This is a genomic window from Pseudoxanthomonas sp. CF125, assembly GCF_900104085.1.
GTDB lineage: Bacteria > Pseudomonadota > Gammaproteobacteria > Xanthomonadales > Xanthomonadaceae > Pseudoxanthomonas_A.
This window is the reverse complement of record NZ_FNLD01000002.1, coordinates 547,819-574,499: the sequence shown is the minus strand read 5'-3', so window position 1 is coordinate 574,499 and position 26,681 is coordinate 547,819. Positions and strand designations below refer to the sequence as shown.

General features: G+C 60.5%; 26 protein-coding genes and 1 tRNA gene. 7 read left to right on the top strand and 20 right to left on the bottom strand.

Features of this window, described 5'->3' with window-relative positions; all coding sequences use genetic code 11:
* Positions 1-32 precede the first annotated feature (32 nt).
* The 6 genes from BLR66_RS12110 to BLR66_RS12085 are packed head-to-tail and all read left to right on the top strand — an operon-like array spanning position 33 to position 5,205.
* Positions 33-1,139 carry a DegT/DnrJ/EryC1/StrS family aminotransferase gene (locus BLR66_RS12110; RefSeq protein ID WP_093286619.1) on the top strand — a complete coding sequence of 369 codons (1,107 nt, stop codon included), beginning with the start codon at positions 33-35 and terminating at the stop codon, positions 1,137-1,139.
* Positions 1,124-2,107 (top strand): glycosyltransferase family 2 protein, encoded by a 984-nt coding sequence (locus BLR66_RS12105; protein WP_093286615.1) that lies wholly within the window; start codon positions 1,124-1,126, stop codon positions 2,105-2,107. The genes BLR66_RS12110 and BLR66_RS12105 overlap by 16 nt, the downstream gene beginning before the upstream one ends.
* Positions 2,104-2,934 (top strand): WxcM-like domain-containing protein, encoded by an 831-nt coding sequence (locus tag BLR66_RS12100; protein WP_218119636.1) that lies wholly within the window; start codon positions 2,104-2,106, stop codon positions 2,932-2,934. Before BLR66_RS12105 ends, BLR66_RS12100 begins: the two co-directional genes overlap by 4 nt.
* On the top strand, positions 2,931-3,899 hold the full coding sequence (locus BLR66_RS12095) for a hypothetical protein (RefSeq protein ID WP_143014636.1): 969 nt from the start codon (positions 2,931-2,933) through the stop codon (positions 3,897-3,899). The genes BLR66_RS12100 and BLR66_RS12095 overlap by 4 nt, the downstream gene beginning before the upstream one ends.
* A 47-nt stretch (positions 3,900-3,946) precedes the next feature.
* Positions 3,947-4,804 (top strand): MaoC/PaaZ C-terminal domain-containing protein, encoded by an 858-nt coding sequence (locus tag BLR66_RS12090; protein WP_093286607.1) that lies wholly within the window; start codon positions 3,947-3,949, stop codon positions 4,802-4,804.
* Positions 4,804-5,205, top strand: coding sequence for a GtrA family protein (locus BLR66_RS12085; protein WP_093286603.1), 402 nt, complete (start codon positions 4,804-4,806; stop codon positions 5,203-5,205). The genes BLR66_RS12090 and BLR66_RS12085 overlap by 1 nt, the downstream gene beginning before the upstream one ends.
* 4 nt (positions 5,206-5,209) lie before the next feature.
* On the opposite strand, the gene BLR66_RS12080 is transcribed toward BLR66_RS12085, so the two are convergent.
* From BLR66_RS12080 to BLR66_RS12010, 15 genes are all read right to left on the bottom strand, one after another.
* The gene (locus tag BLR66_RS12080) at positions 5,210-6,997 is read right to left on the bottom strand and encodes a hypothetical protein (RefSeq protein ID WP_143014635.1); all 1,788 of its coding nucleotides are present in this window, start codon (positions 6,995-6,997) and stop codon (positions 5,210-5,212) included.
* Positions 6,990-7,433 carry a hypothetical protein gene (locus BLR66_RS12075; protein ID WP_093286596.1) on the bottom strand — a complete coding sequence of 148 codons (444 nt, stop codon included), beginning with the start codon at positions 7,431-7,433 and terminating at the stop codon, positions 6,990-6,992. The genes BLR66_RS12080 and BLR66_RS12075 overlap by 8 nt, the downstream gene beginning before the upstream one ends.
* 87 nt (positions 7,434-7,520) lie before the next feature.
* Positions 7,521-8,372, bottom strand: coding sequence for a methyltransferase domain-containing protein (locus tag BLR66_RS12070; RefSeq protein WP_093286593.1), 852 nt, complete (start codon positions 8,370-8,372; stop codon positions 7,521-7,523).
* A gap of 19 nt (positions 8,373-8,391) precedes the next feature.
* Complete coding sequence (locus tag BLR66_RS12065) at positions 8,392-9,015, bottom strand: D-glycero-alpha-D-manno-heptose-1,7-bisphosphate 7-phosphatase (protein WP_093286590.1); 624 nt, start codon at positions 9,013-9,015, stop codon at positions 8,392-8,394.
* Entirely contained in the window at positions 9,012-9,716 is a 705-nt protein-coding gene (locus BLR66_RS12060; protein ID WP_093286587.1) for a sugar phosphate nucleotidyltransferase, read from the bottom strand. The genes BLR66_RS12065 and BLR66_RS12060 overlap by 4 nt, the downstream gene beginning before the upstream one ends.
* The gene (locus BLR66_RS12055; RefSeq protein WP_093286584.1) at positions 9,706-10,305 is read right to left on the bottom strand and encodes a D-sedoheptulose-7-phosphate isomerase; all 600 of its coding nucleotides are present in this window, start codon (positions 10,303-10,305) and stop codon (positions 9,706-9,708) included. Before BLR66_RS12055 ends, BLR66_RS12060 begins: the two co-directional genes overlap by 11 nt.
* Complete coding sequence (locus BLR66_RS12050; RefSeq protein WP_093286580.1) at positions 10,290-11,318, bottom strand: GHMP family kinase ATP-binding protein; 1,029 nt, start codon at positions 11,316-11,318, stop codon at positions 10,290-10,292. Before BLR66_RS12050 ends, BLR66_RS12055 begins: the two co-directional genes overlap by 16 nt.
* A complete protein-coding gene (locus BLR66_RS12045; RefSeq protein ID WP_093286577.1) occupies positions 11,315-14,773 on the bottom strand; it encodes a methyltransferase domain-containing protein in 3,459 nt (1,152 codons plus the stop codon). The genes BLR66_RS12050 and BLR66_RS12045 overlap by 4 nt, the downstream gene beginning before the upstream one ends.
* Positions 14,770-16,206, bottom strand: coding sequence for an ABC transporter ATP-binding protein (locus tag BLR66_RS12040; protein WP_255402504.1), 1,437 nt, complete (start codon positions 16,204-16,206; stop codon positions 14,770-14,772). Before BLR66_RS12040 ends, BLR66_RS12045 begins: the two co-directional genes overlap by 4 nt.
* The gene (locus BLR66_RS12035) at positions 16,145-16,960 is read right to left on the bottom strand and encodes an ABC transporter permease (RefSeq protein WP_093286569.1); all 816 of its coding nucleotides are present in this window, start codon (positions 16,958-16,960) and stop codon (positions 16,145-16,147) included. Before BLR66_RS12035 ends, BLR66_RS12040 begins: the two co-directional genes overlap by 62 nt.
* A gap of 1 nt (position 16,961) precedes the next feature.
* Positions 16,962-18,149 (bottom strand): cystathionine gamma-synthase, encoded by a 1,188-nt coding sequence (locus BLR66_RS12030; protein WP_093286566.1) that lies wholly within the window; start codon positions 18,147-18,149, stop codon positions 16,962-16,964.
* 102 nt (positions 18,150-18,251) lie between these two features.
* Positions 18,252-19,622: a pyridoxal-phosphate dependent enzyme gene (locus BLR66_RS12025; protein WP_093286563.1), complete on the bottom strand. Its 1,371-nt coding sequence runs from the start codon at positions 19,620-19,622 to the stop codon at positions 18,252-18,254.
* 530 nt (positions 19,623-20,152) lie between these two features.
* The gene (locus BLR66_RS12020) at positions 20,153-20,371 is read right to left on the bottom strand and encodes a YdcH family protein (protein ID WP_093286560.1); all 219 of its coding nucleotides are present in this window, start codon (positions 20,369-20,371) and stop codon (positions 20,153-20,155) included.
* Positions 20,372-20,725: 354 nt separating this feature from the next.
* Positions 20,726-21,616 (bottom strand): OmpA family protein, encoded by an 891-nt coding sequence (locus BLR66_RS12015; protein ID WP_255402501.1) that lies wholly within the window; start codon positions 21,614-21,616, stop codon positions 20,726-20,728.
* Positions 21,613-22,011, bottom strand: coding sequence for a DUF4398 domain-containing protein (locus tag BLR66_RS12010; protein ID WP_093286557.1), 399 nt, complete (start codon positions 22,009-22,011; stop codon positions 21,613-21,615). Before BLR66_RS12010 ends, BLR66_RS12015 begins: the two co-directional genes overlap by 4 nt.
* A 91-nt stretch (positions 22,012-22,102) precedes the next feature.
* On the opposite strand from BLR66_RS12010, the gene BLR66_RS12005 reads away from it, so the two are divergent.
* On the top strand, positions 22,103-23,245 hold the full coding sequence (locus BLR66_RS12005; RefSeq protein ID WP_093286554.1) for a PilT/PilU family type 4a pilus ATPase: 1,143 nt from the start codon (positions 22,103-22,105) through the stop codon (positions 23,243-23,245).
* A 162-nt stretch (positions 23,246-23,407) separates the two neighbouring features.
* Here the strand turns inward: BLR66_RS12005 and maiA are convergent, their stop codons facing one another.
* The 5 genes from maiA to rpsI form a co-directional block, all read right to left on the bottom strand.
* A complete protein-coding gene (gene maiA, locus BLR66_RS12000) occupies positions 23,408-24,076 on the bottom strand; it encodes a maleylacetoacetate isomerase (protein WP_093286551.1) in 669 nt (222 codons plus the stop codon).
* A 101-nt stretch (positions 24,077-24,177) separates the two neighbouring features.
* Positions 24,178-25,167, bottom strand: coding sequence for a fumarylacetoacetate hydrolase family protein (locus BLR66_RS11995; protein ID WP_093286548.1), 990 nt, complete (start codon positions 25,165-25,167; stop codon positions 24,178-24,180).
* A gap of 157 nt (positions 25,168-25,324) precedes the next feature.
* Positions 25,325-26,062 (bottom strand): 2OG-Fe dioxygenase family protein, encoded by a 738-nt coding sequence (locus tag BLR66_RS11990; RefSeq protein WP_093286543.1) that lies wholly within the window; start codon positions 26,060-26,062, stop codon positions 25,325-25,327.
* A gap of 113 nt (positions 26,063-26,175) precedes the next feature.
* A tRNA-Gln gene (locus BLR66_RS11985) sits at positions 26,176-26,250 on the bottom strand.
* Positions 26,251-26,286: 36 nt separating this feature from the next.
* Complete coding sequence (rpsI, locus tag BLR66_RS11980) at positions 26,287-26,679, bottom strand: 30S ribosomal protein S9 (protein WP_093286539.1); 393 nt, start codon at positions 26,677-26,679, stop codon at positions 26,287-26,289.
* Positions 26,680-26,681 lie beyond the last annotated feature (2 nt).

Genomic DNA, 26,681 nt, shown 5'->3' with positions numbered 1-26,681 from the left:
AAGCCCAGCGCAAAGTTCAATAAGGACATGTAATGCCTATAGAAGTAGTTCCAGTCAATTCCCTTCGTCGCCATATCGAGGCCATCGAGGGCCAATTGACTGACGCGGCCAACGAAGTCATCCGCAGCGGGTACTTTGTCCTGGGTCCCAACGTGAAGGCGTTCGAGGCCGAGTTTGCCGGATACTGCGGCGTCGAACACTGCGTGAGCATGGCTAACGGCACCGATGCTCTGGAGTTGTCACTGCGTGCGCTGGGTATTCGCGAGCATGATCGCGTCGCCGTGGTGGCCAATGCGGCCATGTACAGCACCACTGCGGTAACGGCTTGCGGCGGCGAGCCTGTCTTCATTGATGTACTGGCCGATGAGGCCACCATGGACCCAGCCGCATTGGCCGCTGCCTTGGCTGCGCAGCCGCTGAAAGCGGTCGTTGTGACCCACCTGTATGGCCGACTCGCTCATATCCAAGACTTAGTCGAACAGTGTCGGCGTGCCGGCGTGCCGGTAGTGGAAGATTGTGCGCAGGCCCATGGCGCCGCTTCAGTGGACGGCCGCAAGGCGGGAGCCTTCGGCGACATAGGCACATTTAGTTTCTACCCCACGAAGAACCTGGGTGCGCTTGGTGACGGTGGTGCGGTGGTCTGTCGGGATACGGCGCTCGCCGATCGCCTGCGCCAGTTGCGCCAATATGGCTGGTCCCAGAAGTACACGAATGCTCTGGCTGGCGGTCGCAACAGTCGTCTGGATGAAATTCAGGCCGGCATGTTGCGATGCATGTTGCCCTTACTCGATGGTTGGAACGAGCGTCGTCGAGCCGTCGCCAATCGCTATTCCGCCAACATCCACAACGGAAGGATTGCTTTGAGTGCTCCTGCCGGGCAGGAATATGTCGGCCATCTTTACGTCGCGCGGACCTCCGAGCGCGCTGCCTTGCAGTCGCATCTGCAGCAAGCGGGCATCCAGTCGGAGATCCACTATCCAATTCCTGACCATCGGCAACCCTGCTTCGGCGAGCGATTTCTCGCGACCACTTTGCCGGTGACGGAAACCCTCTGCGAGACCGTCATCACGTTGCCGTGCTTCCCCGAGATCACCGATGAGGAAGTCCAGCGAGTAATCGACGCATGCAACCAGTTCTGAAACCGCACTTCTCGTTGGTCATCCCGGTTTACCGGAACGCGGGGTCCATTCATGACCTAGTCCGTGCGGTCGCTCGCCTGGATGCGGGGCTGGACGGTCGCCTGGAAGTGATCTTCGTCGTTGACGGCAGTCCTGACGACAGCCACGAGAGGTTACGCAACGAACTTCCCGCCAGCGGCCTGGATGCAAAGCTGATCCTGCTGTCGCGCAACTTCGGTTCCTTCGCCGCAATTCGCGAAGGCCTGTTGCACGCCCAGGGCGAATTCGCCGCCGTTATGGCCGCGGACCTGCAGGAGCCGCCCGAGCTGGTCCTCGAATTTTTTCAGCGTCTAAGCGCGGGCGAAGGAGATATCGCGTTCGGCGTACGCGAGGCCCGCCAGGACCCCCTGTCAACGCGCATGTCCGCTGCGTTGTTCTGGTGGTTCTATCGCAAGTTCGTGCAACGGGACGTCCCGGTGGGCGGCGTCGATGTGTTCGCGGTCACTCGTCAGTTCCTGGAGCGGCTATTGACCCTCACCGAAGCCAACGGGAGTTTGCTTGGATTGCTGTTCTGGATCGGGGGTCGCCGCATTTTCGTGCCTTATTCGCGCACTGAACGCCAACACGGAAAAAGCGCGTGGACGTTCCGAAAGAAACTGACCTATCTGATGGATAGCGTCTTCGCGTTCACCGATGCACCCATTCGCATACTGCTGGCCGTCGGCCTCGCTGGATTGCTCACTTCCATGGCGATGGGCGCGCTGGTGCTGATAGCCAAGTTGTTGGGCCTTGTAGCAGTACCAGGTTATACGGGCACCATGCTGACTCTGCTTTTCTTCGGCGGATTGAACGCTTTCGGATTGGGTCTTGTGGGCAACTACGCCTGGCGCGCCTACGAAAATACTAAACAGCGACCGCTGAGCATCCCTATGCTTATCGAAAAGTATCCGCGGACGAGACAGGTTGCCTTGGATGAGGTGGGTGCATGATGGAATTGCCGAAAGCGAACGATATAGCCGAGAGCGCGCTGATTGGCAGAGACGTGGTGGTGGGCCAGGGCGTACGCGTGCTTGCTGGCGCGATAGTGGGCGACGGCACGATGCTCGGCGCTGATTCGTACATTGGCGCCGGCGCAGTTCTAGACGCGGGTTCGTGCAGCGAGATCATTCGGATCGAAGAAGGCGTGCAGGTGCAGGCGGCGGCGACCATTGCCGCCGCCGTGACGGTCGGCCGCGAGGCGATAATCCAGGCAGGGGCGGTGGTCACCCGCGCTGTTCCGCCTTACGCGATCGTCTCCGGCAACCCCGCACAGATCGTCGGCTACACCACAACCCCAGCCACTGAAACGGAATTGCAGCCGAGCCCCGCGCCGCCCAGCCACCCCGGGCGGCTGGATACCCAGGTGAAGGGTGTCACCATCAGTCGGCTGGCCAAAGTCATCGATTTGCGCGGAAATTTGACCGTTGGCGAGTTCGAACGGTCGGTGCCGTTTGCAGCAAAACGATACTTCATGGTTTTTGGCGTTCCGAATGCGGAAATCCGCGGCGAACATGCGCACCGTACCTGCCATCAATTCCTGGTCGCCGCGCACGGTAGTTGCAGCGTGGTGGCCGACGACGGGTTCACGCGCCAGGAGTTCCTGCTGGACGGCCCCGAAATCGGTCTGCATCTGCCGCCCTTGACCTGGGGAATCCAGTACAAATACTCGCCCGATGCGGTGCTCCTGGTTTTCGCTTCGGAGTACTACGATGCCCAGGAGTACATTCGCGACTACAGTGAGTTCGTCCAGCTCAGCCGAAAGGTGCGCGGAGCATGAGCGCTCAGCTCCTGATGGAAACCTTGAGCGCGGACCAGGCCGTCGGCCTCCTCAAGCGCACTGGCATGAGCGGACCTCATGCGTTCATTCGCGGGCTTAACGCGGATTACGATCTCGACGTCCATCTGCATCAGTTGCTGCGTCCCTTGCCCTCGTCCGATGACTTGCGCTTCACCTGCGGCGCTGGCAACGACGAGCGCTGGGTGCTGATGGAGCGCCTGCCGTGGGACTCGCAGTTCTTCGGCCGTGGCATCGCCCGCCTCAATGCCGTCGTCCAGCCGGGGCACGCGCAGGATTTGCGCGCCGACGTCTCGGTCAGCCGCACCGCGCTGCAGGCAACCTTGCTGCAGGCGGCAACGCACGGCATCGACTACGTTTTCTCGGTCGTGCCTTCGACCGACTTGCCAGCTCTGCGCACATTGCATCAGACCGGCTTTGAATTGATAGAAACGCGCTGTTACTACCACCGCCCATTGAGTGCTGGACCAGGAGAACGTCACGCCGTTCGACTGGCGATGCCAGAGGATGTCCCCAGCCTGGCCCGCAGCGCACGAACGATGGTGAATCATTTCGATCGTTTCCATGCTGATCCGGAGATCACCACGGAAGACGCTGATCGCCTGATGGAACGATGGGTTGAAGCTTCGATCTGCGACGGGTTCGCCGATGCCACTATCGTTCCGGACGTGCCCGAGCCCGAAGCGTTCTGCACCGCCAAGTACCACCGCCAGCATTGGGAAGGCTGGGGTCTGCGGCTCGCACAGCCTGTTCTCAGCGCGGTCTCGTCACGGCATAAAGGCTGGTATGTGCGCATTATCTCCGAGCTGGACGAACATCTGCGCAATATCGGTGCGGAACACTCGTTCCTCATCACCCAACTGACCAATAACGCGGTCATCCGATGCTGGGAAAAGCTTGGTTATCATTTTGGCAAGGGCGAGCACGTGTTGCGGCGCGTGCTTTGAATCGTCTCGTTCCCGATTCACAACTTCTCGAAGGAGTTCGATAACGCATGTCGGAAATGCTGCGCTGGACCGATGATCACGGCTCGGATCGCGACCTGCTGCGGGTCATTCTGGAAACGGGCGCAGACGACGTACTGGTGAGATCAGCGTCACTGGATCGATTGCAGCGCCTTGAGCGCTTCGGGTTCTCCTGTGTGCCCGCCGCCGCCGTACTGCGGTGGGAGAGCACCAACACCGACGGCATCCAATCCGGCGCCGGAGATCGCACATGGCCAGAAGCTATCGCGCTGCCGGAAGGCGTCGCCTGGCAAGGCCACGCCGGTTGTTTCGAGATCGTAGATGAGCAGACCGCGCAATCCCATCTCGCGGCTTTTCTGGGACGCATGGCGCCAATGCCGATCGCCCTGCTGGCGCCCCCCACTCCGACCTACGACATGTTATTGCGCGATGCAGGCCTGATTCCTCGCCAGCTGCAACACGCCTGCCTGTTGCGGCCGCGCCTGACGGCTTCCGCATTGCCGGTGTTCAAGAGAGAGTTCCTGATTTCGCAACAAGACGTAGACGAGTTCGGCCACCAGAGCGGCGACCTGAATCCGCTGCATTTCGACGACAACTTCGCGCGGTCGGTCGGGTTCGAAGGCCGAATCACGCATGGCATGATATTCAGCGGCTGGCTAACACGGCTGCTGGGACAGGAGTACCCGGGTCCGGGAACGATATTCTTGAAGAGCAGCATGGTGTTCTTTGCGCCCATCTATCCTGCCCGCCGCCACATGATCCGCATCTCGACACCGGATTACGATCCCGACAAGCAGTTCTATCGAATCGTCGCCCAAGCCTTGAATGAGGACGGCAAGCATTGCGTGGTCGCCTACAGCGATGTAGTGCGCCGCAAGACCGAATAATGAGCAATCAACCCGCGCCGCCGGCAGAACGCTCGCTACGTACTCAAGGTTTGCGCTTTCTGCTGGGGGGCGGCGCCAACACGATCCTATCCTACTGCATCTACTGGTTGCTGTTGCAGTGGTTGCCGTATGGCGTGGCGTTTACCGCCAGCTATGCGCTAACAATGTTCAGCGGCTTCGCCATCAATACCTACTTTGTCTTCGGATCGCGTTGGTCTTGGCATCGGTTCGCAGCGTTTCCTTTGGTGCACCTCGTCAACTATCTGGCGGGTTTGGCAGTCATCACCGCATGGGTGCGGCTGATGGGCTTCAGCGAACAGCTAGCGCCGGTGGCTGCCACCGTGGTGACATTGCCGCTCAACTTCACTCTGACTCGGCTGCTGATACGCCCCAAAGCTTGACATGTTACGGCGTCCGCGCGGCAGGAGCCGCGCACTCGAACGATGGCACAGTCCACAGTACCGAGAGTTCTCGGACATCGGCAGTGCCCAGATCGCGCTTGGGCACGGTCACCGACGAAGCGGTCACCCGGAACAACGAGGGCCGCAATGTAGGGGGTAAACGGATCGTCTGCGTTTGCCCAGGTGTGAGATTGATCCGTGCAACCTCCAGTTCTCCTTCCTGGACGACGATCTCACGTTCAGCGAAACTCGCCGGCAGATAGACGCTGGCCACGGTCGTGCACTCGCAGCGGGGAACACTTAGCACCGCACTTCCCGACATCCAAACTGCTCCATTCTCCACCCGGTACCAGCCCTTTTGCCTGCGGATCCCTTCGTCGGCGCATTCGCCCGCGACTCGATTGTGGAAGACGCCGACGCCAAAATTGCGCATCGCGGCGGCGCCTCTACGGGCGTCGGGAAGCGGCGACTGCAGCAGGCGCGCGTCCTCTTCGTCGGCAACGCCGTTGAGGGTCGCCTCATTCATGGCAGCAATCGCCACCCGGCGATAGGGTGCTGTATGCCATTCCACCCATTGCGTAGCCATTTGCCCGGTGAACAACAGTGCTTGCGCAAATACAAGCAAGCACACGCTCAGCCAGTCGCGCTGCCTCAGCGCATGCTCGGACCATACCCAGAAAGCGCCCACGGTAAACAAGTACAAATCCATGTAGTAGCGCGACGCCATTACGGCGTCAAAGCCACCGCCGCCGCGTGCGTATCCAACCGACAGCGCGACCAGCCCGCCGTATCCGGCCAAGTACAACGGCAACAGCGTGCCCGACCAGGTTCGGCGGCGGATGCTTTGGAACAGGAACACAAACATGGCAAGAATCAAGCCCATCCCCGTCAAACCCGGCAGCCAATGGGAAACGCCCAGCCTGGTCCCGGTTTCGGAACCGAGGAAGGTCGAGCCGATGGAATGACAGGCCAACCAGATCGCGGACGGAAACTTCTGGAAAAGCATTCCGCCTGTGACGCCATCGCCAGCCCCACCGCCACCCTTTACATACAACAGCCCCGACACCAGTACGACCAGGGTCGGAACGACGCTGCTTAAGGTTCTCGCGGGGCCTCCCAGCAATATCATCGCCAGAAAATGCACCGATACAACCGTGCCCACGAATGCGTAGGACCATCCCATGCCCACTACCAGCACCACCACAGGCGCGAGAGCGGTCAGGGTCATAGAGCGGGCAAGCGTGGGTGAACGCAGAAGGTGAGCGTGCGCAGCGAAGTAAGCGACGAAACAGAAGTTCTTGACCCAGAGAGGCAAGCCCAGATCGAGCGTGAACAGTTCGAAACCTGCGGGGCTGTAGCCCAAGGCGATGAACAGGATCGCGAAATAACAGAGCAACCAGCGCGCACGCGTCGAAGACAGCCCTGGATCTCTCAGATTCTGTCGCAAGTAAGGCACTGCTATCGAAAACCCTAATGCCAGGACGACAACGCCGGTTATACGGTTGACGGTCAGCACGTCGAGCGACAACAACTTGACGTTGGCATACAGGAATAGCTGCGTGATCAGGCCCCGATGCGAGGAACCGCCATAGCCCCAAATTTCCAACAGCGACATTCGCCCGTGTTGCCACTCGTACAGATGCGACAGCAGCCTAAGCGAATCCATATAGAGAGCGGACGGATGCACGATGGAAACGTAAGTCTGGTGGATCGCGAACAGCGCCAAGCTTGCTGCGCCCAGCAGCAGCAATGGCCAGCGAGGAAGGGCCTTACCCGCTAACGCCTCAATCACAAGGGACGTCCTTCAGTTGCACACGCGCCAGCTCTTGATCGTTGCTGGCATTTACCAGGATCACTGTCGCGCCTTCGTGCATCCACTTGCCCGTCGTGTCTTTGCCGATAGCGCCCGCAGAACTCCAGAGCCTGCGCTCTTCGCCCACGTTCTGCAGGAAAACGTGCACCCCTTCGGTTTTTGCGCCTGTGGCGTCCCATGAAACTTCGACGGCAATGAATCCATCGGTAGCGGTGCAACGATCAATTGCGCCCGGACGCAGCGTAAGCGCGTGCGACGGATCCGACAGCGACTCCGGAACCTTGCGCTCCCGCGTCAAGGGCGCGGAAGCCGGGGCAGTCTCGTGCCCGGCTGCCGGAGGCGCTGGTTTATCGCCATTGCATCCAGCCAACGCCAGAGCTACCAACAGAGTCAACGGCATAATCTTGTGGTTCATATGACCTCCTTTAGCGAATGATCGCAATCAATGGGTGCGGCAGCGAGAATAATAAGCGAGGCGCTCGGCTAAGCGGGTTCGCGCGGTTCAGTAAGCACGGGCGCTCTCGCGTCCAAGAATATAGAGCAACGTCCCCATGGACGCGTCCTGCAGCAGTTGCTGATTGCATACCGGCGCGGTCCAGATGCGGTCCTCAAGGATACCCGGCGTTACCGTACTACCGAATTCCAGGACGAAAGCCCAAGCCTTTCCACGCAATGGATGGACCCGGAACCCGCGAGGCTCGAATATCCGTCGCGCTGCCGTAACCGACCAGCAAGTGATGTGCCCGCGCCCGTATGGGTCCAAGTAGCCGGGATCCTCCTTACGCACGTACTGCGTGAGCCCGGTATTAAAAAGGAACAAAGAACCCTCGACTGCCACATTGCGCATCGCATCCGCCAAGCCTTCAGCCATGCGGGGCGTCAGATGCTCAAGGACTTCAATACAAACGCCGCATTCGAACTTCTCGGAGAGGTCAGCCAGATCGGCACAGCGATAGTTGGGGCTCTCGCTGCGGAAACCGGGCTCTGGTGGAAACTTCTCGACGCCATAAAAATGCCAGGCTTTGGAAGGCAGGTGCGCCGCAATGGCATCGAGCAGATAGCCCGGCCCGGTGCCTATATCGATCACTTTGTTGATTGGGACGCGACAGTACAGAACCGCCTCTGCCAAACGCGCGAGCGACGAGCCATAGGAACGCTCGCGCGCAGAGGCCAGTTCGGCTAACCAATAGGCTTCGTCATACTGGCGAAGCGGGGCGCCGGCATCGACTTTCTCCAACAAGTCGGGGTCGGCGAATATAAAATCGCACTTGCGGCATTCCAAGTACATCACTTCCTGCACCACCGAAAACTGCGCGGCGCGCGATTGGCACAGTGGACAAAGCTTGCTATTCAAGACTCCTCTCCTTGGTCCGCTACTGGCTGACGCTTCTGTCGATAATCTGCCGTGCTTCCTCAAGAGTACGGGCGTGGCAAGACCCGGGCTCCATGCCGCCGCCTTCGTCGGCGGCGCTTAGCAGTACCGTTTGCCCTACCCCTGCCGTCACGCCAGCGGCAATGTCGCTCCTACTGTTTCCAATGAGCCATGATTCGGAAAGAATGATGCCATATCTTTGCGCGGCCTCCAGGATCATGCCAGGAGCCGGTTTTCTGCAATCGCATCGCACTAGGTAAGGCCCCAACCCAGCATCGGGATGGTGTGGGCAGTAATACGTCGCAAGGAGGGAAACTCCGTGTCGCTGGAACTCCTCATGCATCCAACGCGTGTAAGCGATGAAATCCGCTTCGCTGTATAGCCCTCTGGCGATACCCGCTTGGTTGGTCACTACCACCAGCAGCAGCCCCTGCCCAGCCGCAGTCTCGCAAAGATCGAAAATGCCGGGCAGCCATTCGGTCCGTTCTACGGTGTGCACATAGGCGTGATCAACGTTGATCACTCCGTCCCTATCCAGGAACAGGGCCCGTCTCGGTGCTGGCTGGTTGACTAGGGTAAGCGCCGCGCCGACATCTTCGAAGTATCTGGACGCTACCGCATTCATGGCAAGGCCCGGAACTGCTCTTGCGCGCGAGCATAGTCATCGGGAACGCCGATATCAATGAAGCCCTCCGTGCGATCGAAGGCTACGATCTGACGCCTTTGTGCAAGCGGCGCGAGGATGTCCGTTTCAAGCGAGAACGGCGCGCGATGCCGCTTCAGATCGGACAACGCTGCTTCGGTGAGGAAGTAGCTTCCGGCGTTGATCAGGCCCGGTCCAGTAGCACCTTTCTCCTGGAACACTTCCACCCTCGCATCTCTGACGATAACGGCACCATAGCGTGCGACGTCGTCGACGCTGGCTAAAGCGATGCCTGCTTCGGTACCCGCGGCGATCGTCCGCGCTTCAAGCTCCAGCGGCGAGTACATGAGGTAGGTATCGCCGTTCAAAACATGCGCTGATTTTCCGGCCAACGCCGTGGCCGCTTGCGCTACCGCACCGCCGGTTCCCAGGGCTTGCTCTTCAACCGAGTACACGATTTCCATTCCCGCCCAGTCCTGGCCGACCGCATGCTCGATCTTTTCCGAAAGATAGCCCGTGGCGAGGATGCATCTGCGAATTCCCCCTCCTACCAGATGGTCCAGCAAGAAGGCGAGAAATGGACGGCCCGCGACCGTTGCCAATGGTTTGGGCACGTCGCTGACGACCGAGCGCAGGCGCATCCCTTTGCCACCGGCCAATATGATGGCTTCTTCACACGCCATCTTGCGGGTGCATCTGGGCTTCGATCAGCGCGCACAGCGTATGTCCGAGGAACTCGTGGCCTTCCTGGATGCGTGGTGTTTCGTCAGAAGGAATCCGGAAATTGACGTCGCAGAGCGCGTTCATCTCGCCGCCGCTGGCACCCGTGAAACCTATGACTCGCATTCCAAGCCCTTTCGCAGCACTGATCGCGCGGAGGATGTTCTTGGAGCGGCCCGATGTCGAGATGGCGTAGAAAATATCGCCAGCCTGGCCCAGCGCTTCGATCTGCCTGGCGAAAACGTAGTCGTAACCGTAGTCGTTGCCGATGGCGGTCAGGATGCTGGTGTCGGTCGTAAGCGCTACTGCGGCCAATCCGGGCCGGTCGTAGTAGAAACGGCTGACCAGCTCTCCCGCCCAATGTTGGGCGTCGGCGGCGCTTCCGCCGTTACCCGCAAACAGGATCTTCTTTCCTGCCCGAAGCGCAGATACCGACAGTTCGAGCGCCGCGCCGACTTGCGCGAGCATCTCGCCGTCCTGCGACATGCGCTCGAAATTCTGGCGAGTCTTCTCGAACTCTGCCTTGACGTAGGCTTCTATCCTATTTTCCATGCGCTGGCTCCCTGAGGGGTGAAATGCGTGTCGTAAACGCTGCCTCCGGCCCCTGCAAGGGCGCGGGTCAGATCGACCCTGTCCGCAGGGTCGCAGAGGAACATCATGAAGCCGCCGCCGCCAGCGCCCGAAACCTTCGTCGCGCGCGCGCCGTTTTCGCTGGCCATGCGCTCAAGCTCGTCGATCATCGGGTTGGTAATGCTGGTCGCGCTTTGCTTCTTAGCCTGCCAGCCGGACTGCATGACCGATGCGAGCTTGCCGAAATCCCCTTTAAGCAGCGCTTCCTTCATTTGTGTGGCTTCGTTCTTGAGCCTGAACATGGCATCCAGCGAACCGGCGTTGCCGTCGCGGATGTTCCGCGATTGTTCGTCGATTATTTTTGCCGACGAACGCGACACGCCGGTGAAGTACAGAACCAGACTGGCCTCAAGCTCGGCCCATATCCAGTCCTTGATTCGCAAGGGGTTCACGATGACACGGTCATCGGCGTAGAACTCCATGAAATTGAATCCACCGAAGGCGGCCGCGTACTGGTCTTGCTTACCGCCCGACAGGCCAAGATCCTTGCGTTCGATGTCATAGGCCAGATGCGCGACCTCATACTCTCCGAAGGGCAGCCCGAAGTACTCGGCAAAGGCGGTCACCAGCGCCACCACCATCGTCGAAGAAGATCCCAGGCCCGAACCGGGAGGTGCGTCGGAATAAGCCCGCACCCGTATGGGGGGATATTCTCCGTTCAAGTGTCGCTCGCAGATGCGCCGGTACACGCCTTTCATGAGCTGCAGCGGTCCGGCAGCCAAGTCCACTTCCGAAGGAATGAACTGCTCCATTGTCCCCGCATCAAGGGCATGGAACTGGGCCAGGCCATTGGGAGAATGATCGATCGTCGCGTACGCGTACTTATCGATCGCCACATTCATGACGTATCCGCCATGCTTGTCGCTAAACGGGGATACATCGGTCCCTCCGCCGGCCAAGCCCAGACGTAACGGCGCACGCGACCTGACGATCATGGCGACGGATTCCTTTCCATGGCCTGGGCGAGTTGTCGCCGCATTACCTGGCTGGAGAAATTCTGCCTGGCATAGCTGGCCCCGGCGCGAGATTGGCGGATCCACAGCTCGTCGTCCTTCAGCAAACTTACCAACGCGGTCGCCATTTCATCAGCTCCTTCGCCGATGCTGCTTATGCCATCTATCCCGGGCAAACCTTGGGCGCCCGTGGGAGTGGTGACTAGCGGGATGCCTTGCTGCAAGGCTTCGACCACTTTGCTTTTTATTCCAGCGCCGTACCGCAGCGGAACCACCGCAACTCGGGCTTGCAGGTAGTGTCGCGCCAAGGTGGCATCGTCCACATATCCAGTGACCAAGACCCGCGCTCCTTCCATCGCGCGAACTTCCGGCGTCGGATTGGCGCCAACCAACGTCAGCTGCACGCCGGGGAAGGCCTTCCATACCTCAGGCATGATTTCATTCACCAGCCAAAACGCGGCGTCCACGTTGGGCGGATGGCCAAAACCGGCGACGAAAAGAATGCCTTCGCGAGAATCGACGACGGCGTGTTCGTTGAAATATTCGAACGCATAGGGCGTGATGGCGCGAACGTTGGTCCCGGGCTGGGTCTGTTCAACGTCATCGGCCTCTTCCTGCGAAGGATAGAGCACCAAGTCCGACTCAAGCCAGATACGTCGCTCGAGCTCTTCCATGCGAAGGCCTTCGGTGCCATTCGCCCCGTTGCCGGTAACGGCAGACTCCCGCGCCAGCCTCCGAAAATGCAGGTCATGCCCGTAGTAAACGGTGTTGATAGATGGATACTTCTTCAACGCCTGGAGGTACGGTAGGGAAATATGCGGTCGCGACAAGAGAACGGCATCGAACTGGTTGCCGCATTCTTCTAAATAGCGCCCGAAGCCGCCGTACCACTTTTCGCCGTAGATTACTTCCACTCCCTTCTTTTGCAGCACTGGAATATAGGTGCCGTCATACCAGAGGTTGTCCGGCCAGAATTTGACCAGCCATCCCATAGCCAGCAACGAATCGATGAAGGCCATCATGGTGCGAGACCCGGCGTCGCGATCCGGCTGCGGTGCGTAGTGGTCGACGACAAGCGCTACTTTTCGGTCCCAGGCTCTGTCCCGGGCCAAGAACACATTGGTGCCATTGTCGAAATGGCGGCTCAGCTGGTTTCCCCAGCGAGCCAGGAACTTCTGCTGGTTGACGACCTGGTAGGCCTTGATTCCGCTACCGGTGTCGGTTCCGTGCGAAATGCCTTCGTGATGAATGACGATGGAGAACGGCGTGTAGTACGCCTTCTTTCCCTGCGCCATCAAACGGAAAGCCAGGTCGGAATCTTCGCAATATGCAGGCGCGAAGTGCTCGTCAAAGCCACCGAGCGCGACAAAGTCAACCGTCTTGATCAGGATGCTTGCGCCGGAGCAGTAATCGACGGACCGCACATAATTGAATTCGTGGCTCGCCGGATCCTGCAGGCGGCCATAGTTCCAAGCAGAGCCGTCTTTCCAAAGAATGCCGCCCGCTTCCTGCAGGCGCCCGTCCGGGTAAACAAGTTTGGAGCCGACCAATCCCGCATCAGCGTGCGTGGCGAAAACCTCCAGCAGCGCATCCAGCCACCCGGCTGTCACTTCCGTATCGTTGTTCAGGAAGTACAGATATTCCCCGCGAGCCAGTGTTGCCGCCTTGTTGCAGGAACGGAGAAATCCGAGGTTGGTTTCGTTAACGGTATAACGAAGCCCCTCGACCTTGGCCAATGCATCCATCGAACTATCGCCCGAGGCGTCTTCGGCGACTATTACTTCATAAGTTGCGCGTGGCGAATGCATCACGATTGACTTCAGGCAGGCGACCGTGAAATCAAGGCTGCCGTACGTCGGAATGATGATGGAGATCGCCGGGTTGGCCATCTGTTCGAACTTCAGGCCACTGATTGCCAAGTCCCGATCATTGGTCACCGCCTCCAACGACATATTCTCGAAGGGCATTGGAGGCGATTCAGTCTTCCGCATCAGCCATCTCTTGATGGGCCCACGTACGGGCGCAAGCCACGATACGGTCGCAAGACGGCTACCGCGAAGCGACTCGGCAACGACCGCCCACTCACCTCTCAGAATTCTGCCGAGCAGCCGCACGGGGCTGGTCAACCGCCAGGATCGGGAGTTTCGTATGCGTTCCAGCTCGGCTCTATGATCGGCGTTGGTCTTACGCAAGCGTTCAAGGTCTTCGGTCAAGTGGCTCACTATCGCGGAATTGCTTGCCTGCTCCATGCTTGCCCGTTCTTCCAACAGTTTGTGGTTGTGCACGATTTGTTCCTGCGTTTCAAGAGCCGACCCCAGCTCGGCTTCTAGAGCCTTGACGGCCGCCATCGCCTCCGCGCGTTCTGATTCAATATGCTGGTGCGCGACTTGCAACAGTTTCAATTCCCGATCCAGCTGAAGGGCCCAAACGGACCTTTCCTCAAACTCGCTACTGATCTTGGCTAGAGCCGCGCGCCCATCCATTACTTCCCGGCTTAGCGCATTGGCCCAAGCGGTTCGCTCCTCGAACTCCTTGACCAGCGCGCCCAGGGTTTCGCGGGCCTCCTGCAGCTCTTTCTCAACCGACCTCGCCCACTGCTGCGACGTCTCGTGCCTGGACTGCTCGTCTTGCAGCAATTTACCTACGCGCTTTACTTCCTCGTCCTGAGTTTGCGCCCAGCGTGCGATTTCCCGATGGCGCTGGTAGAGGTCTTCAGATTCGGAGTAGAAAATGGATGGTCGCGCATCTACATCGACATGCTCGTCTACAGTGGCCACTGCTATGTAGTAGACAGGCTCCTGCATGGAGACGACTCGGTTCTCGACCCCGGCGGCACCATCAGTAAAAGCGGAAAACTGATCCAAGTCTTCCGTTCCTTGCAAGGGGACGATAGTCGAACCGACAGCCAGCCGATGCCCGAAATAGGTGACCTTGTCGAAGTGCCGGACCAGTAGCTGGTTCAACTCTTCGAAATAGAGCTCCTTCACATGGAACTCGTTGTGATGACCCGACTGCTCTGAGTAGACTTTCTTGTTGGGCGACGAAATCACCAGAAAACCGCCGGGCCGGAGAACACGACGAATACCCAGGATCATTTCCTCCTGCCCAAACAGATGTTCAATGGTTTCGAATGACACCACCACATCGACACTGGAATCAGGCAGCGGGATATCGGTGGCGTCCCCGCACACGAAACTGAGATTCTTGACGTCCTGATAAGCTTCGGCGGCATGGCCAATAGCTTCATGCGACACGTCTACGCCGATAACGCTGCGCGCGGTCCGCGCTAGCATGGCGCTGCCGTAGCCTTCGCCACTGGCCATGTCCAGCACATCGAGTCCCTCGACCAGCCGTGAACACCACGCATAGCGGTGAAGGTGCTCGTAGCGCAGTTCTCCCGTCTCGGTCGGAAGGAATCGTTCGCCAGTGAACTTCATCCGCTGCTGTCCTTGGAAACTTCGATGCCGAGCATCGGGATTCCAACCAGACCGAACCTCATGGTCTTGTCGATCGCTTTGAATTCCACCGCGTCGTGGATCCAATGTTGCTGCGTATGATCGTCCTGACTACCGGAAGCGATTGCTGCGTCGATCATGTAGGAGCCTTGCGGCATCAACGGCAGGCGGAACTTGAACTCGGCATGGAAAACATCCCCCTGGCGTCCCGAAATAGGCGCGTGCAGATGGGAGAAATGGGTATTGTCTCCAAACAGGCGTTGCCCCAACCGATCCTTTACGTAGAACCCGGCAATAAGATCGTCCAGGTCCGCCAGCAGCCGGAAAGTAATGCGAAGGCGCGCGAGTTCGCCGCCGGCGGTCAGTTTCAACGGCACGGATTGCTCATCGAGGAACGCCACGCCTACGATCTTGGCTAGTCCGGCCCCGAATTGGGCACCGGTATTGTCCGGGTCGAATTCGAATAGGCTTATTCGATTCGTTACTCCGGAATTCTCGAAATCCTGCTTGCGGAAATCCGTCGCTTCACGCGCCTGCAGATGCAACGGCAGCTTCTCTTCAACGACCACGGTTTCACCGGCCAGGGCATTGCGGCTGGCAGCATGCTGCTGGGCCATGTAACGCTCGACCACCGCCTGTGCGGGACCCATCATCCGCACGGTACCGCCCTCCAACCAGATTGCCCGGGAACACAGATTGGTTACCGCCGCTGCATCGTGGCTTACGAACAGTAGCGTGCCGGTCTTCTGGAAATCCCGGAGGAAGCGCATGCATTTCTGCGAAAAGAACGCGTCGCCTACCGACAAGGCTTCGTCGATGATCAGGATGTCCGCATCTACGTGCACGATCACCGCGAAAGCCAAGCGCACCGTCATGCCGCTGGAGTAGCTGCGCACTGGCTGGTCGATGAACTCGCCGATATCGGCGAACTCCAGGATGCTATGCATGCGCGCATCGATCTCGCTGCGCGCAAGCCCCAGAATCGTGGCATTCAGGTAGACGTTCTCGCGACCGGTGAACTCTGGATTGAAACCGCTTCCCAACTCCAACAACGCTGCCACGCGACCAACGACCTTGAGCGAGCCTTCTGTCGGCGTCAAGGTACCGGCGACCATTTGTAAGAAAGTCGATTTTCCCGAGCCGTTTTTCCCGATCACGCCGAACGTTTCGCCTCGCATGATCTGCACATCGACTCCGCGCAGCGCCCAGAAATCCTTATGGAACCCTCCACGACCGGTGAGGCCCTGCCAAAGGCGATGAGACGGTTTTTCATACATTCGGTAGCACTTGCCCAAGCCTTCGACCGAAATGACCGGCCTGATATCGGGCGACACGCCGTTCGCTCTGCTCACTTTAGATAACATCCGCAAAACCTCTGCGCAGCTTTTGGAAGAGCTGATAGGAAAGCCATGCAAACACCAGCGCCACGCACGTGTAGATTGCCAAGGACGCCCAATTCGGCTGCCTTCCCCAGATGACCACCTCTCGCGCCTGATCGATGATCAAAGTCAGCGGGTTCGCATAAAAGACCCATTTGTAGTGCTCGGGCAAGGACTGCACAGGCACGATTGCCGAGGATAGGAACAGCATGGCAGCCGCTAGCACGCCGACGAACTGGCCTATATCACGCAGAAAGACTCCCAGTGCCGCGACCAGCCAGCCGACTGCCACGGTAAGTATCACCAGAGGCAACAACACAAGGGGGAGCATGAGGGTGGTCAGGTGGATCTGGCCGTTCCATATCCATTGGAGCAAGAGCAGCACCAACGAATTCATCGCCAAGTGGAACAGTGCGGAGAAGACCATACTCCACACCAGCGTTTCGAGCGGAAAAACTACTTTCTTTACGTAATTTGCATTCGAGAGAATCAAGGAAGGCGCGCGGGTAAGGCACTCTGCAAAGAAGCCGTGAATGATGAGGCCAACAAAAAGTATCAGCGCGAAGTCGGTCGTAGAACCATCGGTTCCCGGCCAACGGCTCTTCAGGATGTATCCGAAGGCCATGGTGTAAACCATCAGCATGAGGAACGGGCTGATGAGCGACCAAAGCAGTCCGAAGCTGGCTCCACGGTAGCGCCCCAGGACCTCGCGCTTCGTCAGTTCGATAGCCAGGGAACGATGCCGTCCGAAAACCGAAAACGGATTGGTCGAGGAATCGGTACTCGTCATGTCAATATGAGCTCAATGCTGCGTCCAGGTCGCTGCGGAGATCTGCGAGACCCTCAATGCCGACACTCAGTCGCACCAAACCCGTTGCAATTCCCAATTGTTCGCGACGCTCCGCGGGGATGGAGGCATGAGTCATCACAGCAGGATGGTTGATCAGGCTTTCGACTCCGCCCAGGGATTCGGCCAGAGTGAACAGCCGGGTGTTCTCGCAAACCCGTTTGGCTGATTCGAATCCACCCTTGACCACAACCGAAATTATTCCGCCGAACCCATCCATCTGCCGCTTCGCCAGTTCGTGCTGCGGATGCGAAGTCAGGCCGGGATAGATCACTTTCTCGATCGCAGGATGCGCCTCAAGCCACTGCGCCAACGCCAACGCATTCTCGCAATGCGCCTTCATCCGCAAATGCAACGTCTTCAACCCGCGCAGCGCCAGAAAGCTGTCGAACGGCCCCTGCACTGCGCCGATCGAGTTCTGTAGAAACGCCATCTGCTCGGCCAGCTCGGCGTCGTCGCCCACTACCACCATGCCGCCGACCATATCCGAATGGCCATTGAGGTACTTGGTGGCCGAATGCATGACGATGTCGGCGCCGAGCAGCAAGGGCCGCTGCAGGATGGGCGAAGCGAAAGTGTTGTCCACCACCACGCGCAGGCCGTGCTTGCGGGCGATGGCGCAGACGGCTTCGATGTCGACGATCTTCAACATCGGATTGGTCGGGGTTTCCACCCAGACCATTTTCGTCTCGGGGCGGATGGCGGCCTCGAATGCGGACAGGTCGGTCAGGTCGACGAAACTGAAATCCAGGCCGGCGCTGCGCCTGCGCACGCGCTCGAACAGGCGGTAGGTGCCGCCGTAGATGTCGTCCATGGCGATGACGTGGTCGCCGCTGTCGAGCAGTTCCAGGACCGTTGAGGTGGACGCCATGCCCGAGGCGAAGGCGAAGCCGCGGCTGCCGCCTTCCAGCGCGGCCACGCAACGCTCGTAGGCGAAGCGGGTGGGGTTGTGGGTCCGCGAGTACTCGAAGCCCTGGTGCACGCCGGGGCTGCTCTGGGCGTAGGTCGAGGTGGCATAGATGGGCGGCATGACCGCGCCGGTGCTGGGGTCGGGCGACTGCCCGCCGTGGATGGCCAGCGTGGCCAAGGCGAGTTGCTCGCCTGAGGCGGGGTGGGTGGGGGATACCGACATGGCCTAATCCTTTTAGACAGCCGGCGATTTTAGCAGCTGGGCCTTAACCAATCGTCCATGCAAGCAATAAGGTGACACGGCCGTCTCAATTCAGCTTGCGACTTATTGCACCCTGCGCCGCAGGAAGTTCAGCAGGTCGATGCGGGTAATCAGGCCCAGGAAGGCCTCCCCATCGGTGACGATGGCGACCTGCCCGCGGTCGAAGACCGGCAAAAGCGCCTCGATGGGCGATTTCATATCCAGCCTATCCAGCTTGCTGACCATGGCGGTCGAGACCGGATCGCGGAACCGGGCCTCGTCGCCGTAGACATGCAGCAGCACATCGCTTTCGTCGACGATGCCGACCAGCTTCTCGCCTTCCATCACCGGCAGCTGGGACACGTCGTACAGCTTCATGCGCTGGTAAGCGGTGGTCAGCAGATCGGTCGGGCTGACCACCACGGTGTCCTTCTGGCTGTACGGGCGCAGGATCAGGTCGCGCAGGTCGCCATGCTGGGCGCGCTGGATGAAACCGTTGTCCAGCATCCAGTAGTCGTTGTACATCTTCGACAGGTATTTGTTGCCGGTGTCGCAGACGAATACCAGCACCTTCTTCGGCGTGGTCTGCTCCTTGCAGTATTTCAATGCCGCCGCCAATAGCGTGCCGGTGGAGGAACCGCCCAGGATGCCCTCCTTGGCCAGCAATTCGCGCGCGGTCAGGAAGCTTTCCTTATCGCTGATCGAATAGGCCTTCTTAACCCGGGTGAAGTCGGAAATCTGCGGCAGGAAGTCCTCGCCGATGCCTTCCACCATCCAGCTGCCCGACTTTTCGCTGATCGTGCCCTCGTTGATGTACTGGGTGAGGATGGAGCCGACCGGATCGGCCAATACCAGCTCTACATTCGGCGCATGTTCGGCAAAAGCCCGCGACAGGCCGGTCATGGTGCCGGAGCTGCCGCAGCCGAACACGACGGCGTCCAGCTGGCCGTCCATCTGCCGCAGGATCTCCGGACCCGTGCCGAACTCGTGTGCGGCCGGATTGTCGGGGTTGCCGAACTGGTTGATGAAATAGGCTCCCGGGGTTTCGCTGGCGATGCGCGCAGCCAGGTCCTGGTAGTACTCGGGATGGCCCTTGGCCACGTCCGAACGGGTCAGGATGACCTCGGCGCCCATGGCCTTGAGATTGAAGATCTTCTCCCGGCTCATCTTGTCCGGCACCACCAGCACCAGCTTGTAGCCTTTCTGCTGCGCCACCAGGGCCAGGCCGATGCCGGTATTGCCGGCGGTGCCTTCCACCAGGGTCGCGCCCGGCCTGAGGTCACCGCGCTGTTCGGCCGCCTCGATCATGGACATGCCGATCCGGTCCTTGATCGAACCACCCGGGTTGGCGCTTTCCAGCTTGAGGTACAGCTCGCACAGACCCGCATCCAGGCGCTGGGCCTTGACGATGGGCGTTTCGCCGATGAGGTCCAGGACAGAAGAATGGATGGTCATGCGGAGAGGCGCTCGCGTGCGGCTTGAAAGGGACTGGATTATCGCATCGCCGGACGCTGAAGGTTTTGGCTCCAATACCCCGTGAGGCGCGGCAAGCGGGCCGGGATCAACCCCACAGGGGCGGCGCACAGGGATGTGCGCCGTTTCCGGAGGCGCAGGAGGCGCCTTACGGAAATTCCCGGCCCGCTTGCGGACCCAACGGCTTCATCGTTGGGCGCGGCGTTAGGGTGTGTTTTCTTTGGTTACTTTCTTTGCACAAGCAAAGAAAGTGACTCGCGCAAAGCGCGGCTTTTAACAGCCGAACGGCTGGTCAACGCTTTGCTTTGAGGAGGGAGCAGAGAAAAGATCAAGATCAAGATGGATCCCAGCTTGCGCTGGGATGACGATGATGGTTTGGTCGAAAGCTCATTCACCCAACAAAAAAGCCTGCGAATCGCTTCGTAGGCTTTCTCATGTTTCGAGTGACGCGGACGGCGACAGCCGACGAGGAGGCTGTCGCCGCCCGCGACAATGGAACGGCGGGGGAGACGTCAGTGGGGTTTGGCGTCGTAGATTCGTATAAGTCGTTCTTTCGCAGCGAGTTTCTCGCGTTTCATCTGACCCAGTGTGGTGTCGTCGATGGGCAGGACGCCCAGCTCGGCATCGGTCACCTTCTTGTTCAGCTCGCGGTGTCGCTGGTAAAGCTGCTTGAACTCGGGGTCGGCCTTCATAAGTGCGTCGATTTCGGTTTGCGGTTGTCCTTCGAACATTTCGTAACCTCCTTCAGCGGAAATACGAACGCCCCGACCTTTGCAGGCACGGGGCGTTGGCTTGGGAGCGGAATATCGGGTTGCGGCGGGCTGCGCATTCCCCGGAATCACCCGCACTGACCTGTCGGCCTGGCGTGGGGTCCTCTGGGTTGTGGGTCAGCGTCATCGGCTCGATCCTCCGGTGAGCCAAGCGATGGGGGCGCTTGGGTATACGACCCTACTCTTTGAAATCGAACCCGGCAACCCTCTTCCCAAGTGCTTGATCGGATTGATAAAGACAGGCGAGGGAGCGGACAGCGCGGGAGCCCTGCAACTCAATAAAACAGGTGCAACCTATTGTTTTTAAAATATTTTCTACTGCGCAATCACCACATCGACAGCACGACTCTTGCTGCCCTCGCCTTTCGCTGACGACTGGATCCTCGCCTTGGGAATGCCGGCCGCCAGCAGAGCGTCGCGAACCGCGTCGGCCCGGCGTTGGCCGGGAGTCTGCTTGTCGCCGAAGCCTTCGATCCTGGCCTTGGCCTTGGGATTGGCCTGCAGGTAGGCGGCCAGCGCAGAAACGCTCGCAGAACCACTGCTGGAAAGCTTCGCTTGCCCGGCATCGAACGCGGAACCAGCCAAGGTGAACACTTCGCCCCGATCCTCGAACTTGGAAGCCGGCAGTTTGGCCCCGGACATCAATTCGGCTTCCTGGCGGGCCAGCCGTGCTTCCTTCTGGCGCGCCGCGCTCAGTTTGGCGGTCTGCTGACCGGCGACCGAGCTCAGCATGTCTTCGGCATCCTGGCGGGCCAGCGTCTCGGCTTCGGCGGCCACGCGCAGGCGCTCGGCTTCCTCCGCCTGGATCTGCGCCTGCACGCGCAACCGCTCGCTTTCCTGGCGCGCGCGTGCGGCGTCGCGGCGGCTGGCTTCCACCAGCAATTCGCTGCGGGTACGGTCCAGCCGGTCGGCTTCGCGCCTTGCCGCCTCGGCGCGGGCGGCGGTTTCGGCGATTTCCACACGACGGTCGGCCAGATACAACGCGCTGTCGCGCTGCTTGCCGCGCGCCTTGGCCAGCACCGCCACGGCCTGCTGCGCCTGCAGTTTTTCGTAGGCGGCCAATTCGGCCAGCTGCGGGTCGGACTGCAATGCGACCAAACGCTGGTTCAGTACGATCACTTCGGGGCGTTCGGCCGCCAGCGCCGGCAACGAAGCCAGCAACAGCGCGCAGGCAAGCATCTTGGTGCTCATCGCGTTGGTGCTCATCGCGCGCCCTCCTCGCCCAGCGTGCGCTGAAGCTCGCTGATTTCCTGGCGTCTTTGCTGCACCTGCGCGTTGGCCACCGCTTCGTTGCTGCGCGCGCGGGCCAGATCGGCATCGGCGCTGGCGCGCGCGGCGAGCTCGGGCGCCAGCTTGCGGTCGCGGCGCGTGGCGGCGGCGGCTTGCGCCTGGGCCAACGCGCTGCGCGCCGAATTCAGCAGCTCGGGGGCGTACTGGTCGGCATCGGCCTGGTCAGCGCGATTGACCGCCTGCTGCGCGGCGGCCAGCTCCGGCATGGCCGCCACCTGGGCCTGCAACGGTACGGCAAGCCCGGCCAGCAGCACGAATGCGCCAACCATCACACACAGGAATCGGCGGAATTGTGCGAAGCTACGATGCATAGGAGTGCCGTGTAAGGGGAATGCGCGGCCATTGTCGGAAGCCTGCGTCGCACTTGCAACGGTGCGGGGCCAATGTTGGGGAACATCGCACATGGATATCGGCTACTTCCTGAAGCTGATGACGGAAAAGAACGCCTCGGACATGTTTTTGACCACCGGGGCGCCGGTCTACATCAAGATCGAAGGCAAGCTGTATCCGTTGGGCAATACCGGCCTGCCCGCCGGCATGGTGAAGAAGATCGCCTATTCGCTGATGGACGAAGGCCAGGTGCCGATTTTCGAGCGCGAACTGGAACTGAACATGGCGCTGGCCCTGCAGGATGCCGGCCGCTTCCGCATCAACGTGTTCAAGCAGCGCGGCGAAGTGGGCATGGTGATCCGCGCTATCCGCAGCGTGATCCCTTCCATCGAAGAGCTGAACCTGCCGCAGGTGCTGAAGGACATCATCATGACCCCGCGCGGGCTGGTGCTGCTGGTCGGCTCCACCGGTTCGGGCAAGTCCACCTCGCTGGCCTCGATGATCGATCACCGCAACAGCACCACCACCGGGCACATCCTCACCATCGAGGATCCGATCGAATACCTGCACAAGCACAAGCAGTCCATCGTCAACCAGCGCGAAGTGGGTCTGGACACGCATGCCTTCCACAACGCGCTGAAGAACGCCATGCGCGAAGCGCCGGACGTGATCCTGATCGGCGAGATCCTGGACGCCACCACCATGGAAGCGGCCATCGCCTTCGCCGAAACCGGCCACCTGTGCCTGGCCACGCTGCACTCCAACAACGCCGACCAGACCATCGAGCGCATCCTCAACTTCTTCCCCGAAACCGCGCACAAGAACGTGCTGATGAACCTGGCGCTGAACCTGCGCGCGGTAGTGTCGCAGCGTCTGGTCAAGGGCGTGGACGGCCGTCGCCTGCCGGCGGCCGAGGTGTTGATCAACACACCGATGATCCGCGACCTGCTGCGCCGAGGTCAGGTGCACGAAATCAAGCCGGCCATGGAAGCTTCGCTTGAAGACGGCATGGAATCCTTCGACCAGTGCCTGTTCCGGATGGTCAAGGAAGGCCGTATCGAGCAGGAAGAAGCGCTGCGCGCAGCCGATTCGCGCGACGGCCTGGCGCTGAAATTCCGCTTGTCCGAAGGCAGCAGCGGCGAACACGATCCCTACGCCGATTACGATTCGGCGTCGTCCGGCAGCTCGCCGCGGATCACTCAGGGTTTCGGCTGAGGCCGTAGAGCGCTCTTGCTTTGCCCCCTTTGGAACAGGGGGCTACGGGGGATTTGCTTTTGATCCTTCTTGCACCGCGCGAAAAGCAAATCCCCCTCAATCCCCCTTTTCCAAAGGGGGAGGCCGATGTGCAGGAAATGTGGAATTGCCAGACTTGCCCGGCTAGGCGATCTGCTGCTGCGCGTCCGGCTGTTTGTCCGGCTGCGCCTCGGTGAAGGCAGGCAGCTCCAGGCAGGCTTTCTCGATGCGGGCGATGGTCGGGAATGCCGCCATATCCACGCCGAAGCGGCGTGCGTTGAACACCTGCGGGATCAGGCAGCAATCGGCCAGTCCCGGCGTTTGCCCATGGCAGTACGTCCCCGTGGCCGGATCGCCTTCCAGCAATGTTTCCATCGCGGCGAAGCCCTCGACGATCCAATGCTTGACCCAATCGTCGCGCTCGGACTGCGGCACCCGCCAGGTGTGTTCGAAATAGCGCAGCACGCGCAGGTTGTTGAGCGGATGGATGTCGCAGGCCACCAGTTGCGCCAGGCTGCGTACCCGGGCGCGGTCGCGTGCGGTCATCGGCAACAGGCGCGGCGAGGGCCAGGCCTCGTCCAGATATTCCAGGATCGCCAGCGACTGGCGGATCACGCGTACGCCGTGCAACAGGGTGGGCACCATCTGTTGCGGATTCATCTCCACATAGTCGGGCCGGTGTTGTTCGCCGCCATCGCGGAGCAGATGCACCGGCAAGGTTTCGTAGCTCAGACCTTTCAGGTTCAGGCCGATGCGCACGCGATAGGCCGCGCTGGACCGCCAGTAGGAATACAGACGCAGTTGCTCGCTCATCCGTAGCGGACCCCATGATTCAAGGCGATGGAGGGTACGCGTAGCTGCATGGGTTCAAGCCTGCCGGACCACTGTGACCACATTTGCGCCCGCACCAGCGTTCAGGGCAAGGGTTGCTGTTCGATCCGCTGCTCAATCGCGCCGAATATGTGACTTCCATCACTATTTTTCATTTCAATCCGGACCACATCGCCGAATTTCATGAAAGGCGTACTGGGTTTGCCGTCCCTGAGCGTCTCCACCGTGCGCTTCTCCGCAAAGCACGAAGCGCCTTTCGAAGTGTCCTCGTTGGCGATGGTGCCGGAACCGACGATGGTGCCAGCGACCAACGGCCGGGTTTTGGCCGCATGCGCCACCAGTTGCGCGAAATCGAACTGCATGTCGACGCCGGCTTCGGGCGCGCCGAACCATTCGCCGTTGATGTGAGTGAGCAGCGGCAAGTGCACCTTGTTGTCGCGCCAGCTCGCTCCCAGTTCGTCGGGGGTGACGAACACCGGCGACAGGGCAGAACGCGGCTTGGATTGCAGGAAACCGAAGCCCTTGTTCAATTCCCCAGGAATCAGGTTGCGCAGCGACACGTCGTTGACCAGACCGATCAGCTGGATGTGCGCGGCGGCCTGTTCGGGCGTCACCGCCATCGGCACGTCGTCGGTGACCACCACGATCTCGGCCTCCAGGTCGATGCCGTAGTCCTCGCTGACCACGCGCACCGCATCGCGCGGGCCGTAGAAGCCGGCGCTGGTGGCCTGGTACATCAGCGGGTCGGTGTAGAAGCTCTCGGGCACTTCTGCCCCGCGCGCGCGCCGCACGCGTTCGACATGCGGAAGATAGGCGCTGCCGTCGACGAATTCGTAGGCGCGCGGAAGCGGTGCGGCCAGTGCGTTGAAATCCAGCTCGAACACGCCGTCTGCATCGCCGCTGTCCAGCGATTCGGACAGCGCGTTGAGGCGCGGTGCCAGATTGGACCAGTCCTCCAGCGCGGCCTGCAGGGTCGGGGCGATTCCGGTGGCGCGCACCGCGCGCGTGAGATCGCGCGAAACCACGATCAGGGTGCCGTCGCGGCCGCCTTCCTTCAATGAACCCAGTTTCATCCGAATCTCCGATAACTATGCGAACGACTTATTTGTTTCAATTGTAACTAAACAGATTGCCGCCTGCTTCTTTGTAGAGCCGAGCTTGCTGGGCTGCTTTTGATCTCCGCAAGGAGCAAGCCGAGCAAGCTCGGCTCTACAAATCGGTGGCAAGTTTTTATTCGTCGCCCTGGAAATTGCCGGCGCGGTAGGTCAGCACCAGGGTATCGCGGTAGCCATAGTCGCCCAACGGCCGTATCGGTGTGGATTCGTGGATCACGCGCGCATCGTCCAGCAGCATCAGCGTCCACGGCTCGGTCAGGGTGAAACGCTGGCCATCGGGGCCGTTGGCGTCGAATACGCGGGTTTCGCCGCCGCTGATTTCATGGCGCCCCACCAGCAGCACAGCCACCAGATCCACGCCGTCGCGATGCGCGCCTTCCGGGGTGGGGCGGCCGATGCCGTCGGCAGTGTCGATGCGGAACTGGTGCGCTTCCACGAACCACGGCTGGGCGCCCTTCAACGCGGTGCAGACTTCGGCCAGACCCTGCAGCAGCTTGCCCCAGGCCGGCTGCGCAACGGTATCGGCCTGCACCGGCTCGAACCAGCGGCGCATGCCGCCGTGCAGTGCGTTGTATTCCTCGGACTGCCAATGCGCGCGGTGCGGCGCCTGGGTCAGGCGCCCCTGTTCGGAAACGAAACAGGAATGACGGCGTTTGCGATAACTGCCGCCGTCCTTGAGGTAGCGGTCGGGTTGCAGGTCTTCCCAGGCCGGCCTCAATGCATCCAGCGCGCCGGCCTGTAACGCGCACAGCGTTTCGGCGGCGGCGGGCGCGAGCACTGCGTAGCCGCGCTCGCGCAACTGCGGCAGCAGCGCGGCCGGCTCGGTGAAAGGGGGAAGAAAGGTGGCGACCATGGATCAGTTCACTCCCGACGACATCGACCAGAAACGCAAAAACCCGCACGGGGCGGGCTTCTGCTGCGGAGACGTTTCGCTTGTCTCCGCGTGTGCTGCTTGCGACCTTGAAGTGGCTGCCCCGGATGGATTCGAACCACCGAATGCCTGAGTCAGAGTCAGGTGCCTTACCGCTTGGCGACGGGGCAAAATTGCTTTGTTGTGGCTTTGTAGAACTTTGCCGATTAACGCTTCGAGAACTGGGTGGCGCGGCGTGCCTTGTGCAGACCGACCTTCTTGCGCTCGACTTCGCGGGCGTCGCGGGTCATGAAACCGGCCTTGCGCAGCTCGCCCTTCAGCGTTTCATCGTACTCCACCAGCGCGCGGGCGATGCCCAGGCGGATGGCGCCGGCCTGGCCGGTGGTGCCGCCGCCGGCGGCGGTGACCTTGATGTCGAAGCTTTCGGTGTTCTTGGTCAGCTCCAACGGCTGGCGCACGATCATGCGCGCGGTTTCACGGCCGAAGAACTCGTCCAGCGGACGGTCGTTGACGGTGATGATGCCGGTTCCCTTGCGCAGGAACACGCGGGCGGTGGAGGACTTGCGACGGCCGGTGCCGTAATTCTGAGTGATTGCCATGA